The sequence below is a fragment of the Candidatus Eremiobacterota bacterium genome, from assembly GCA_031082125.1.
Taxonomy (GTDB): domain Bacteria; phylum Vulcanimicrobiota; class CADAWZ01; order CADAWZ01; family Ess09-12; genus Ess09-12.
Window position 1 is genome coordinate 1 of record JAVHLM010000061.1, and the last position, 12187, is coordinate 12187.

A 12187-nucleotide genomic window follows, 5' to 3' on the forward strand; every position below is an offset into this window, starting at 1 on the left:
AAAGCTTTGTTGTCGCCCTGGTGGCAGTGTGAGCAGGCCGGGAGAGAAGCTGCGGTGCAGAGGGCCTGGTCAAGCCCTGGTGATAAACCGAAGACGGTGAGGGTTATCACCAGGGCGGCACTGTCACCAGGGGAGGGAGCGCGGGGAGGAAATCCGGGTGAGTGGATCATCAGGGTGAACATGAAGGACGTTTTCAGAGCATGGCAGGGGGTCTGGAGAGATTTTCATGGGCAAGGGCGACCTTCCCCCCGGGACAAGGGGAAATCGGGCGAAATTTGAAGGGGTTCTGGAAAATCCCTTGGCTATGGGCACCGATGAGGCAATGAAGGGGCTCACCCTAGAATGAAAATTGAAGGTTTTAAGTGCTATTGGATGTCTCCGATGAGCATTGAACCTGTTTTCTACTCTTCCACTTATTTCATTGCTGCGCCACAATCATAGCAATTTGTTGAATCCTTACTATTCTGCCTCCCACAACGTGGACAGGGAGCGATATTCTTCAGGCGCTCCTGCTTGATTTCCTCTCTTTTCCTCCTTTGCACAAGATCTTTTCCGCATCCTCCACAAAAATTGATATAGAGTTCGTTTTCATAGCCACATTCGCAAACATCAGATAATTTCAGGCCACAGTTACCACAGAATTTCCTTTTCTTGTCATTGTTAAAATTACAACGTTGGCATAGGTTGCCTATGATTACCAATTCATTCTTATCAGGCGACATCATGAGCTTGCTTCCGCAATTAAGGCACATCAGTTCATCAGAAATATTAACTCCACCACAATTTGGACAACTCATTGAACGGCATTTCATGGCTTACTCGTCCACCTTGTTTTAATTTTAAAGCTTCCTCAGTTCCGCAACATCACACTTCGCAAACTTCTCCACCAGTTCCTTTCATCCGTGTTTTTCACCTTGTATCTCAAGACACAGTGATGGAACCAGGGAATTTGCGCAGCAACTTGCTGCACAAATTGACCGTTGGGATATAGGTTGGCAAAAGCCCGCATGTATTTAAAATTACTGTGGGCAAACCCTTTCATATCGGGAAACTCTCTTCTCAGATCTAAAGAAAGTTTTACACCCTAACCTCTCTCCGAAGCGGGGCACCACCGGTAAAGGGTGGGGACGGAGACGCCGAGGTTCTGTGCGATCTCCCGGGGCGGCATCCCCTCGTTCATGAGCTTTTTCGCCGCTTCCACCTTGCTTGCAGTCATGAGCCGCTTTCTGCCTCCTACGCGGCCTCTTCTTTTTGCCGCCGCAAGACCTGCCCTGGTGCGCTCGATCAGAAGCTCCCGCTCCATCTGGGCAAGGGAGGCCATCACATGGAAGAAAAATCTCCCTGCCGGGGTGGTGGTGTCGATGCCGTCAGTGATGCTGTGAAAATTTACCCCTTCTTCCTGGAGCATCCCCACGAGCTCGATGAGACCCTTGACGCTGCGGCCCAGGCGGTCAAGCTTCCAGATCACCAGGGTGTCACGGGGGCGAAGATGATGAAGGGCGTCTGCAATGCCGGGCCGATCCTGTTTTGCCCCAGAGAGCTTGTCTTTGAAGACCTTTTTGCACCCGGCCTTGCGCAGGGCGTCGAGCTGCAGGTCCAGGCTCTGTTCATCCGAAGAGACGCGGGCATATCCTATGAGCATTTTTATCCTCCTTTGGTGACGGGGGGAATGAAATGAAAATCTGGATCTCGGATCACATTCTCGAAACTCGCCTCCATAGTACCATATTGAGAGGGCGATTTCAAGAATGAGTTTCGAGAATTTCGAGGGGCTTGAAATGGAGGGGCATTCTCAAAACCGGGAGGGTTCTCGAAAACGAGGGTTTGTGAGAAAGGAACGGTGTGCCAGGAGGGCCCGAGGAAATGGCGTGGTGGCGTGTGACGGGGTGGAGCCTTTAATATGAGCGCAGGGCCTGGAAGGCTATTTTTGCGCCTTCGTAGGTTTCCACAGGTGCTGCGAGCGCTTCGAGGCGGATATTCCGTTGATAAAGAGAGCGTTACCAGGACGGCTGCTCTAAATCGGGAGGAGTTGAACGGTTACAAATTTTCATTAGCTATGGTGCCGATGGACTTTTCTTTGATAGAGTTTCGTTGTAAATTCCCCCCCACTTTTTTTGGTAAATATTATGTGCGTATACTGAAATTTCTTCTCTGGCCTTAAAGTCGTATGAAATAAATTCTTCAAAGACTTTCGGAGTAATGCCCGGAGGGTACCAAATTTCTGCGACAGCACCATTGATTTCCCTTACCCAATCTTGTCCTTTTTCAAATCCCGCCAGTTCAAATCTACTTTTATGATATAGATAAGGTTTTCCGGAATCGCCGATTATTCTATAAAAATCGCCTTCGCTTCCTAATACAGAGTAGATATTCCCCTCAGTTATGTCGGGGTGTCTTGTTTTATGACGATCCATTGGCTGGCTATTCAAGCATCTGACATCCATAACTGTTGCATTGGCATATCTTTTATTTGCCTGTCTTGCAGCAGCCCTCAGTTCTTCCTTGCTATATTCTTTCAAAATATGTTCTACAGGCTTATGAGGTTTGAGTTGCAGAGGATGATGAATTATGCCTTCCAATTCCCCGTGTTCCTTTTTAAATTTCCTGAGGACATAGGCATCGAATGCTTTTATTGCCTCTAAATTATCATCATGGTAATCTTCATATAGATGTTCATATTGAGAAAGTTCTTTAGAATAAAAGCATACTAGACTACCTTCGTCATCGATCTCCACTATCCAATCATCATCCATTGTATTATCAACTATTTCAAATCTTCTTGTGTCATAAAGGCAAGGCTCTCCTTCGTTATTTATTATTCTATAATCCAATTTGCTGCCTTCATCAATGACACTATAAATGTTTTCTAATGTCAAATTTGGATATGTTGGATCTTCTTTATCAATAGGCATAATGTTGCGGCATTTAACTTTCATTCAGACACCCAAATAGATGCCTTTTTCCTCAAGCGCTTTTTCGAGGGTAAGGTCATTGAACGCCATAGGGTAAAGCCTCCTCATCTGACAAATTCTTTTTTTGTGAGCTTTGATTCCTCACTTCCACATGCCGGCGGCGATGAGAGCCTTTTTCCACCAGGGCCTTTTGAGATCTGCCATTGCACGCTCCCAGGATTCCCTCAGATGCTCCTTCGCCCGCTCGGCCTCGTCGAGCTTCTGCTTCAGCTCTGCCAAGGCTGACTCTTTATGAGTTATGGCATACTGGGCATCATTGAGAACCTTTTGGGCTTCCTTGATGAGGGAGTCCTTCTGGCGGATCTCCTCGGTTATTAGCTCCGGGGGAGCGGGAAGGGCCTTGACGACCCTGTCGAGCTCCTCGAATTTGTAGCGGTACATCATCATACCCTGAACAGCCTGATCACGCTCCTGGGTAAGCTCTTTTCTTTGCTTGTCAAGCATATCGGCAAGTATGCCGATCACCTGTTGATGATCAGATGATGAACGCTGATCATCATGATCGGGGTGATGATCAGGGGGTTGAGCCTGATCACTGCAAGGTCCACCCAACTTCTCGACAGTATCCCTATGGACAAGCCATAACTCGCGCTTGTTGTCCATCACCTTTTTGGCCTGCATGTTCCGGCCTCGCTTGATCATCATCCTGATCGACGTCATGCTTCTGCCTGTCATCCGGCTTGCGTCCTTTAAGGATATCCACTCCTGATCTGACTGCTGAACATTGATCACCGGTTGATCACCGCCTTTGGGAAAAAAATAAATAAAACACGAACTAGATTGAAATCTAGCCGTGTTTCCCGCATGGGATATATTTGGCGCCGAAAAAAATTTTCCTTCTTGCCCTGCCTGGGTCAGCCGCGGCGGAGGCTCACTCAGGCAAGCGGCAGTCTCGATCTTTTTCATGCAGGATTTATCTTTTTCGTAAAAGAATATTTTTAATCGACCATTTTCGTTCAATATCGTTTGGAGGGTCACCTATGGATAAACTGATGACCGCGCAAGAAGTGGCCGATCTGCTTCAGGTGAACAAGAGCTCGATTTATAAGCTCGTCAAGGAAGAGGGCCTGCAGGCGGTCAAGGTGACCAACAAGTGGAGATTCAGGAAAGAAGACGTCGAAGAGTGGATGAAAAAGAAGGAAATCCACTAAGAGAGAAGGCCACCCGATAAGAGTGGCCTTCCCCGGAAAAGTTAAATTTTAATCTGGCAGTTAAGATTATAACAGCCTTCCGGGGAATTGTCAAAATCTCTTTCTTCTTTCGTTGATTTTCCTTTCCCTGGAGGCTTATGGACAAATTTGCCGACAGCAAGAATAAGGTTGACTTTGTCTTTTCGCTGTACCCCCTCTGGGTAACCTACAGCGGGCTGCCGCAGCACCTTGGGGCCACGGCGTGGTGCATATATAAGAGGCTCCTCGAGCTCCGGTACAGGTTCGGGAGCAGAACGTTTTTTTACCCCCTCGAAAGGCTCTGCGCGACAACGGGCATCACCAAGGCGGAGAACATCAAGACCAACCTTAACAAGCTCGTAGCCGCAGGACTCATAAGGTTCAAGACATCCCAGGGCCGAGGGAAGGCCGCGGAGTTCGAGATGATAGAGCCCATCAACGCGCCGCTCTCAGAAGAAGACGTGTACAGGCTGCATCCGCGGCTCCAGTCGAAATCATACAGGAGAAATCTGCATAGGGAACTTACGGGAGAAAACCCCCCGGAGCAGGATGTTTTATTGAAGGAAAAAAAGATCCTGGAGCAGGGGGTTTTAGGGAGAGAAAACCCCCCGGAGCAGGATGTTTTATTGAAGGAAAAGATCCTGGAGCAGGGGGTTTTAGGGAGAGAAAACCCCCCGGAGCAGGGGGCCAATAAGAAAGATATATATAAGAAAGACAACAACAACAAGAATGATCTTTCTCATGAGGGAAAGCTTGATCATGAGAAAGCGGCACATTCAGAAGAGAATGTTGTATTGTCGCCGGTTGTTGTTGCTCTTGATGAGAAAATGCTGAAAGAATACGGGATCGCAGGAGAAGCGGCAAAAACCTGGCTCAAGAAATATTCCCCGGCCTATCTTCTCGAAAAGGTTGAAATACTGGAATATAAGGCGCACCAGGGGGAAGCGATAAAGAACCGCGGCGGGATGCTGAAGAAGGCTGTCGAGGAAGACTGGCAGCCGCCCGAGGGGTTTTCCACGAGGACGCAGCGTGAGGAGGCGGCGCGGCGGGAGCGCGAGGCCGCGGAGGCGGAAAGAAGAGAAGCAGCTTCACGGGAGGAAAATGAGAGGCGCGAGCGGGAGCTCGCCAGGGCGGCAGAAGAATGGAAAAAGACGGCGACTCGTGAAGAGAAAGAAAAGGTTTACGAGAAGGCGCTCAAAGAGGTGAGCGCCGAGCACCCGGGAACAGAAGAACGATTTTTAAGGGTGCCGCTGAAGTTGAGAGAGCTGAAGATTATCTCTGAGGAATACCTCGGGGGAAATGGGAGGAGCGGGAAGTGAGAGCCGCAAAAACAGGCACGCCCGATTTATCGGTACCCCGCAAGCGGGGACGCCCCCGGAAAGACGCGCTCTCTGTGCCGCCTTTCAAGGCGCCTGAGCCCCAGGAGGCATCCAGGAAAAAACGGCCGGGAAGACCGGGCAGGATGCTCCTGCCAGAGATATCCCTTCCCGGGCAGAAGAAGATCGCCTTTGAGCCAATGGCGCCTCAGAAGAGAGAAAAGCCTGCAGGCGCCCGGAAGACCAGGCAGAAAAAGATCGCACCGCCCCCTGAAAAGGCAGGGCATCCTTCCTGGTGCGCGTGCCCGGTGTGCAGGCCCGAGGGCCCCCACGGCGGCAAGGTGGACATTCACATCCTCGTTGAGCCGGAGCTGAAGGAAGCTTTCGCAGCGCTCTGTAAGGCAAAAGGCGCCGCCGTTTCCACGATGGCGAGAGAAGCGCTCCTGAAGTGGATTGAGAAGCACCAGGGCGAGAAAGAGAAAACCTATGAGCAGTACACCATAGACGGCACCGTGGAGATAATCGAGCAGCGCACCGGGAAGATAAAGGCCCGCAAAAAGATCCTCACCTGCATCAAGAGCGTCACAATCGGCAGCCGGACCTATGGAAAAGGGGAGCGGATAGAAGTGACGTTCCCCGGCTCCTGTGACCTGGCCGCAGGGCAGAAGAAAGGGCCCTGGCAGCCTGGCGGCTACACTTCCCAATGGATAGGGAACAGGGCTCTCAAAATAAGCGAGATGGGCCGGGAGGAGAGGAAAAAGAGGGGGCGGCCGAAGGGAAAGAAAAAGCCGGTCCTTGCAAAAAGTTTACATAAAAGAGGGAAAGGTTAACCCCAGTGACATACAGATGTCATATGGCGGTGGTATGCTGAAAGACACGCGGACGGGAAAAAGGAAAGGGGTGGACAACATGGTGGTGGCGCATCCGGGGGAAGAGTGGGTAATGAAGCTCGGGCCGATCTCGAGGACCAACCAGGCGAAGGCGAGGAAGCAGGCCGAGGAGGGAGCCGTCGCCCAGGTGGAGGAGAGTGTCAAAGAGATTATGGAGAAGGTGCGACCTGCGGTGCCGCTGCTCCTTCAGGGCGCGGTGTGTGCCGGGGAGTGCGAGCCCAAGGCGAAGGAGGATCCGCCGGAGATAACGGTGGTGAGCTATCCGCTCAGTAACGGCGAATGGTTTTCCATCGCGTCGTCGGGATTCTTCGGGGTGAAGGCGTCGTGCGGGAAGTAGAGCGGGACGAGCCGGATAATGCGCCTGACGAGGAAGAGCCCAGGGAGAAGAAGCGGGCGGCGCGTCGCCATAAGACGTGGAGGATCGTGCGAAAGAGGCTGAGAATCGCACGGGATCACCTGAGCTTTACACCCGAAGATATTTACAGGCGCACGCCAGGGAAGCTGAAGAAGTGGAATTTCTCCTGCAACTGCTGGCTTTGCAAGGGCGATAAAAAGTTTGGGCTCAAAACGCTTAAAGATGCGGTGCTTGAACTGAAATATTGGGAAGGCCTGGGAGAATGGGATTCGGGCTTGCGGAGGAAAAGCGCGTGAAGAAGAACGCTACGGCTTTGCTTTCTTCCGCGTCGTCCTGGGGGATCGCTTCGCGGGCTCCCTCGGGTTGAGGCGCCTTCTGATGACGACGGAGGTGCGGAGCTTGAGGACCTTTTTCCTGGGGATATGCACCGGCGCCCCGGTCTGGGGGTGGGTCGTCGAGAGAGGAGCGCGGGTGACGACGCGGAAGGTGCCGAGGCCCCGGAGCTTCACCTCGCCGGTGTAGACGATATCGTCGGCGACAAGGGCGAGAAAACGGTCGATGAAAGCGCGGCCGTACTTGAGGGGGATGTTGAGCTCTTTTGAGACGGTGTCGGCGAGGACGGTCTGCGTTCTTCCCATGGAGGGGTGATTCGGACCGGGGGCGGAAAAAACCTCCATCCAGGACGGGTGGGGAAGGAGGAGCGCGATGGGGTGGAAGGATATCGAGGAGAAGACCCTCGAGGAGCTGGGCGCGGTGAAGCGGGCCTGGGTTCAAGAGCGGGTGAGCCTTGAGGCCCAAAACGATCTCCAGGGGAAGAGCCGGGAGGAGCTTACTGAGATGTTCCCCTATACGACCGAGGATCTCAACGACGAGGCCTGCATGAAAACCTTCGTCTGGCAGGCCTGGCTGCGGATAAAAGCCGGGGAGCTCGAGCCGGTGGACGGCAACGAGCGCTCGTTCTGGTACCGGGACGTGGAGCCCTTCTACATCGAGAAGGGCCTGATGGACCCGGGCAGGGGGAAAGATCTCCGGTGCGGCGAGCTTTTTACCGTGATGAAAAGGGTGGAGGAAGAGGGGCTTCTTGAGAAGCCCGGCTGGTTTTTGCCGTCGGTCTCGCGGGAGCTCCTTGAGGAGCTCGGGAGGAAGGACCCCGAAGCTTTCACGCGTCTCTTCCACGGCGCCAAGGAGACTTACGTCACGAACCTTGTCTCCCGGACGCTCAATGACTTCGTGAAGGCGGGGATCTTCAGGTTTCACTACAAGGTGCCCACCCCGGGGGATTTCAAGTTCAGGGACCCCCGGGAAGAGTTCAGGATTATAGGGAGGAAGCGGCCGCGGCTGATGTTCTTCACGGAGAAGGAGGGGCTGTGGTGGCTCTGCGAGTATGCGGCGGAAAAGTACGGGATCACCGTGGTGGCCTCCAAGGGTGAGCCAGGCCTTCTTGCCACGGAGTATCTTTATGACGCCCTTGTGGCCGCCGGGGCGATGAGCCTGGAGATCGGGGCCATCACCGACTATGACCCCTGGGGAGCCAAGATCCCGGAGAACTTTGAAGAGAAGCTCCGTGAGGGGATCTTCTACGGCCCCTCCCCGGAGAGGGTGCACCTCGTCCATCTTGACAAGTGGGAGAAGGATCTTGACCGGTTCTTTACGGAGCAGGAGCTCGAGCGGTACAAGAGGGACCTTCGCCTTTACAGCGCGTATAAGCAGGGGACGGTGGATGACTGGGTGAACAGCGGCTGCGGCATTAAGGGCGAGAAATACGGGATTCACATCGACACGGCGAACCGGCAGAGGCTGCGCGCTGAGGTGGACCGCTGGGTGAAGGAGGTCCTTTAGGAGCGGGGGAGTGATGCAAAAGTGATGCAGATCCTGGAAGGTGATGCAGAAGTGCATCAGGACTGAGGAAAGGGAGAAGGGGGCGGTATGGTGGAGGAGAAGCTCGCGATCACGGTGAGGCTTTCTGAAGAGGCATACGGTAAGGTGAGGAAGTATGCCGATGAGATAGGCGAGAGCATGGGGGGCGCGGTGTGCCGGATAGTCGATGAGTTTTTCAAAGGCTCCGCGGTGCCATCGCCAGCACCGCCTGGCGGTACTATGCCGAGTGTCCCGGAGGAGCTCTATGGGCTTCCGTGGAGGGTAAAGAAAGTCGAGGAAGGGCAGGTGGAGTTGCAGGGCTATGTGAAGGGCCTTTCTGAAAAAATGGACACGCTTCAGTACAGCCTGAGCATAGTGTGTGCGAAGCTCGGCATGCCGCCGCCGATTCCCCAGTGGCCCTCGACGGCGTGGGGCGGCCTCGACACGGAGGAGAAGCGCCTGAAGGCCGAGCGGCTGAGATCGCTTCTGCAGGAGATAGGCACGCACCCCGCGGTGCTGATGGGCGGGCTTGCGGGGCTTGAGGATCGCCTGGCGTCCTTCAGTGGGGTCCAGATGACGGATGAGGAGAAGAAGGCCCTCATTGAGAAGGCGGCGGAGCTTCGGGCGCTTTCGGCGGAGCTGGGGAGGCTCCCGGAGGTGAGGGAGGCGGCCCAGGCCGAGCTTGAGCGGCGGACCCGGGAGGGGAAGGAGTAAGGGGCCGTGTATGAAGTATCGGTTTGAATCGTATGTTCATAGAACGTCACCGCAAAATGTGAAGATTACGTGTACAGAATAGCGGTTTGAATCGATGTGATGGTTTCATGGAGTCATCTTATCACTGCATTGAATATTGCTTTATAGGAGAGAAGAGAGCTTATATGGAACAAAATAAAATAATTCACTGTGAAAAATAGAGGGCCTCAAATGAGTCAATTCCCCGTTCAATATTATCTTTCTATTTTTTCAATACTGGAAGGCTCCCGGATGGGCCTATCGCAATTTTCCGACTGCAGCAGAGTCAGCGCATTAATCGCATTTACACGTGAAGGTCCACTTTTTGTATTTGACCCTCAGGATCTCCTACGGGAACATGTAAAAGAATTTCGAGAGATATATGGAGAGGCAGGTAATTGGAAAAATAATGCACCGGATGTCTCAAATTTTAGCTTTGGCATGTATCAAATTGCAAAAACAGATGAAATACCAATGCTCATTTCATTTGGGGCATATTCAAAATCTGTATTCTACCAGATGTGGTTCACTGAAAAACACCTCAATTGTTGTTCCGAAGGGCCAACTATAAGGTGGCTTCAACATGCTACGGGACTTCTCGTTAATGAGATCGCCTTAGGAGGTAACATTTTAAGCGATTCCAGATATGTCATGCAAGGTTATGCATTGCGTGCAGTCGGACATCATTTAGGCGGCAAGTTAAATTGTATATTACATAGAGATTCAAGATTGCCTATTATGGATATTCTTGAAACTATCTTAGATATCTCCACGGCCATCGAAGAAGGGGTGCGCGCGTCTGGTAGGTTGATTTTTTGCGAAACCGAAATCATTAAGAATTTGCGTTTGCATGCGTCATTTGACAATTCCGTGGCTATATCTTTGAGCGACGTAAAACATATTCGCAAACTCCTTCAAGCTGTTGATAATCAAGAATACTCTCTGTTGGCCAACGAAAAGAAGCTTGTCGGGATATATAAGGGTAAATTTTTTGATAATACAATAATTGCAGATTTTAAGAACGGATGTGGTGATATTAGATTTGGGAGTGAGATCGTTTGCACCTTCAGAGATGGGAAGTTTTATTCAACTCGTCATATAGTAGATCTGACTTCATTTGAGACTATTCTGAAAGAAGTTGGTTTCTCGACTGCTAGGCAGGAGCGTTTGTTGAATATAACAAGAAAAATTGTTCAGTCCGCTAGAGATGAGCGTCATGGGTGTACGCTAATAATTCAACTTGGTGAACTTCAACTCACTCTAGCAGGCCAAAAATTGATGGAACCACTTGATCTTGAAAACCCAGAAAACATAGAAATCGCGATAAGCATGGCGAAAATTGACGGAGCTTTGCATATTGATGGAAATGCTAAGTTGTATGCCTTCGCTTGTCTACTTGATGGACCTCAAAGAGAAAATGAAGACCGTTCAAGAGGAGCTAGATTTAATTCATCATTGCGATTTACAGGAGTGCATTTAGATACTGTTGCAATAATTGTCTCGGAAGATGGCCCCGTTTCTATCATATCTAAGGGAGAACACATTAATAAAGCTATTAAATGGAAATCTATTGATCGTGTTGAGATAAATCCTCCTGAACTAAAGACATGGTTGAAGGCAAACGGAAATGACTAAGAGATCTTCTTAACAATGAGGTAAGCCTTGATGAATAATCTACCTGAAGGGGAAAAAGTTATTCCAGTTATCAGAGATTTTTCAGATAAACTTCTAGTATTGGCTAGTGAGATTATGCAGTCAGGGAAGATAAAATGGGAGGAGTCAGATCATTTGGCTTTTATGGCTTTATGTTTTGCAAAATCTCAAGAAGAGCAACTTAAATCTATAAATGTTTTAGTAGATGCTGGACAACATAGGGATGCTGGACAAATTTCAAGAAGTTCTGTTGAGGGGATGTGTTTTTTGATTTGGGCCGCAAGAGAACTAGATCGCCCGATGCTTTGGCGTTCTTTTGCATCAGCTGAAGAATCGCAAAAGTTAAGAGAAAAAGAAGAGCATGGAGAGAGCGTATCCCAAGATAGAAAAGACGAACGAGAACAAAGACTCAAAATTTATGGTACGATGCATGACAAGCGAAAAATAGCAGAACAAATAGAATTACAGGTGGCAACTGGTGTATCTCCATTGGAAGTTTCATATAACAGATATTGGTATCAAGGAAAAGCGCACTCTATCGCAGATATAATCAAGTGTATATTTGAAAAATCTGAGACTTTCTATGAAATTGTCTATGGGGCTTTAAGTGGACGCATTAGATCATGAAATCTACACCGATCATTGACGGTTGATAAGGAAGAGGTGGGAATATGAAAAAATGCCCCTATTGCGCAGAAGATATACAACAGGATGCAATCAAGTGCAAACATTGTCATGAATGGATGGATATAGAAGATGATTTGTTTGAGGCGGCTAAAAGTGCGGATACCGTTAAAATTAAAGCACTTTCAGCAAGAAAACAAGAATTAGTTACTTTAAAATGTCATGATGGTTCTACTCTATTGCACGCGGCTAGTGAAGCGGGAAGTAAAGAAGTTGTCGAGTTGCTTATCTCTAAAGGTGCGGAGATCAATGACAAGGATAAAAATGGCGATACACCGCTGCATTATGCAAGCCAAAGAGGTCATAAAGAATTTGTCGAGTTGCTTATCTCTAAAGGTGCGGAGATCAATGACAAGGATAAAAATGACGATACACCGCTGCATTATGCAAGCCAAAGAGGTCATAAAGAAGTGGCCGAGTTGCTGATCTCTAAGGGCGCCGATGTCAATGCCAAGTCAAGTTTTTTTTTGATACCTCCTGGGTATTATGGCGATACACCGCTGCATTATGCAATCGGAAAAGGCCATAAAGAAATAGCCGAGTTGCTGATCTCTAAAGG

At 50.2% G+C, this 12187-nt stretch carries 14 protein-coding genes and 1 pseudogene; 9 read left to right on the plus strand and 6 right to left on the minus strand.

Translation table 11 applies throughout. The features are described 5' to 3' along the window. From RDV48_31190 to RDV48_31210, 5 genes and pseudogenes are all read right to left on the minus strand, one after another. Window positions 1–182, minus strand: a 182-nt coding sequence (locus RDV48_31190) for a hypothetical protein (protein MDQ7827301.1), incomplete at its 3' end; no start/stop codon positions are given. 668 nt (window positions 183–850) lie between these two features. Further along, a pseudogene (locus tag RDV48_31195) lies at window positions 851–1066 on the minus strand (DUF1016 N-terminal domain-containing protein). 18 nt (window positions 1067–1084) lie between these two features. After that, a complete protein-coding gene (locus RDV48_31200) occupies window positions 1085–1642 on the minus strand; it encodes a recombinase family protein (protein ID MDQ7827302.1) in 558 nt (185 codons plus the stop codon). A 412-nt stretch (window positions 1643–2054) separates the two neighbouring features. Further along, window positions 2055–2912: a hypothetical protein gene (locus tag RDV48_31205; protein ID MDQ7827303.1), complete on the minus strand. Its 858-nt coding sequence runs from the start codon at window positions 2910–2912 to the stop codon at window positions 2055–2057. A gap of 141 nt (window positions 2913–3053) precedes the next feature. After that, window positions 3054–3647 (minus strand): hypothetical protein, encoded by a 594-nt coding sequence (locus RDV48_31210; protein MDQ7827304.1) that lies wholly within the window; start codon window positions 3645–3647, stop codon window positions 3054–3056. Window positions 3648–3952: 305 nt separating this feature from the next. Between RDV48_31210 and RDV48_31215 the strand changes: the two genes are divergently transcribed. The 4 genes from RDV48_31215 to RDV48_31230 all read left to right on the plus strand — a co-directional run bounded on the left by RDV48_31215 (window position 3953) and on the right by RDV48_31230 (window position 6684). Next, the gene (locus tag RDV48_31215) at window positions 3953–4123 is read left to right on the plus strand and encodes a helix-turn-helix domain-containing protein (GenBank protein MDQ7827305.1); all 171 of its coding nucleotides are present in this window, start codon (window positions 3953–3955) and stop codon (window positions 4121–4123) included. Between the two features lie 137 nt (window positions 4124–4260). Continuing rightward, window positions 4261–5460, plus strand: a complete 1200-nt coding sequence (locus tag RDV48_31220; GenBank protein ID MDQ7827306.1) for a hypothetical protein — start codon at window positions 4261–4263, stop codon at window positions 5458–5460. Beyond that, entirely contained in the window at window positions 5457–6287 is an 831-nt protein-coding gene (locus tag RDV48_31225; GenBank protein MDQ7827307.1) for a hypothetical protein, read from the plus strand. Before RDV48_31220 ends, RDV48_31225 begins: the two co-directional genes overlap by 4 nt. Window positions 6288–6321: 34 nt before the next feature. Next, complete coding sequence (locus tag RDV48_31230) at window positions 6322–6684, plus strand: hypothetical protein (protein ID MDQ7827308.1); 363 nt, start codon at window positions 6322–6324, stop codon at window positions 6682–6684. 323 nt (window positions 6685–7007) lie between these two features. Here RDV48_31230 and RDV48_31235 read toward each other — a convergent pair whose 3' ends face one another. Then, the gene (locus tag RDV48_31235; protein MDQ7827309.1) at window positions 7008–7340 is read right to left on the minus strand and encodes an HU family DNA-binding protein; all 333 of its coding nucleotides are present in this window, start codon (window positions 7338–7340) and stop codon (window positions 7008–7010) included. A gap of 67 nt (window positions 7341–7407) precedes the next feature. On the opposite strand from RDV48_31235, the gene RDV48_31240 reads away from it, so the two are divergent. From RDV48_31240 to RDV48_31260, 5 genes are all read left to right on the plus strand, one after another. Beyond that, window positions 7408–8541, plus strand: coding sequence for a hypothetical protein (locus RDV48_31240; GenBank protein ID MDQ7827310.1), 1134 nt, complete (start codon window positions 7408–7410; stop codon window positions 8539–8541). Between the two features lie 87 nt (window positions 8542–8628). Continuing rightward, the gene (locus RDV48_31245) at window positions 8629–9273 is read left to right on the plus strand and encodes a hypothetical protein (protein MDQ7827311.1); all 645 of its coding nucleotides are present in this window, start codon (window positions 8629–8631) and stop codon (window positions 9271–9273) included. 210 nt (window positions 9274–9483) lie between these two features. Next, window positions 9484–10926 carry a DNA integrity scanning protein DisA nucleotide-binding domain protein gene (locus RDV48_31250; GenBank protein MDQ7827312.1) on the plus strand — a complete coding sequence of 481 codons (1443 nt, stop codon included), beginning with the start codon at window positions 9484–9486 and terminating at the stop codon, window positions 10924–10926. 30 nt (window positions 10927–10956) lie between these two features. Further along, entirely contained in the window at window positions 10957–11571 is a 615-nt protein-coding gene (locus RDV48_31255) for a DUF5677 domain-containing protein (GenBank protein MDQ7827313.1), read from the plus strand. A gap of 44 nt (window positions 11572–11615) precedes the next feature. Further along, on the plus strand, window positions 11616–12187 hold a 572-nt coding region (locus tag RDV48_31260; GenBank protein ID MDQ7827314.1), incomplete at its 3' end, for an ankyrin repeat domain-containing protein.

Coding starts and splice junctions, on each gene's coding strand:
- RDV48_31200 (MDQ7827302.1), bottom strand. CDS start 1,642: ATGCTCATAGGATATGCCCGCGTCTCTTCGGATGAACAGAGCCTGGAC.
- RDV48_31205 (MDQ7827303.1), bottom strand. CDS start 2,912: ATGCCTATTGATAAAGAAGATCCAACATATCCAAATTTGACATTAGAA.
- RDV48_31210 (MDQ7827304.1), bottom strand. CDS start 3,647: ATGACAGGCAGAAGCATGACGTCGATCAGGATGATGATCAAGCGAGGC.
- RDV48_31215 (MDQ7827305.1), top strand. CDS start 3,953: ATGGATAAACTGATGACCGCGCAAGAAGTGGCCGATCTGCTTCAGGTG.
- RDV48_31220 (MDQ7827306.1), top strand. CDS start 4,261: ATGGACAAATTTGCCGACAGCAAGAATAAGGTTGACTTTGTCTTTTCG.
- RDV48_31230 (MDQ7827308.1), top strand. CDS start 6,322: ATGCTGAAAGACACGCGGACGGGAAAAAGGAAAGGGGTGGACAACATG.
- RDV48_31235 (MDQ7827309.1), bottom strand. CDS start 7,340: ATGGGAAGAACGCAGACCGTCCTCGCCGACACCGTCTCAAAAGAGCTC.
- RDV48_31240 (MDQ7827310.1), top strand. CDS start 7,408: ATGGGGTGGAAGGATATCGAGGAGAAGACCCTCGAGGAGCTGGGCGCG.
- RDV48_31245 (MDQ7827311.1), top strand. CDS start 8,629: ATGGTGGAGGAGAAGCTCGCGATCACGGTGAGGCTTTCTGAAGAGGCA.
- RDV48_31250 (MDQ7827312.1), top strand. CDS start 9,484: ATGAGTCAATTCCCCGTTCAATATTATCTTTCTATTTTTTCAATACTG.
- RDV48_31255 (MDQ7827313.1), top strand. CDS start 10,957: ATGAATAATCTACCTGAAGGGGAAAAAGTTATTCCAGTTATCAGAGAT.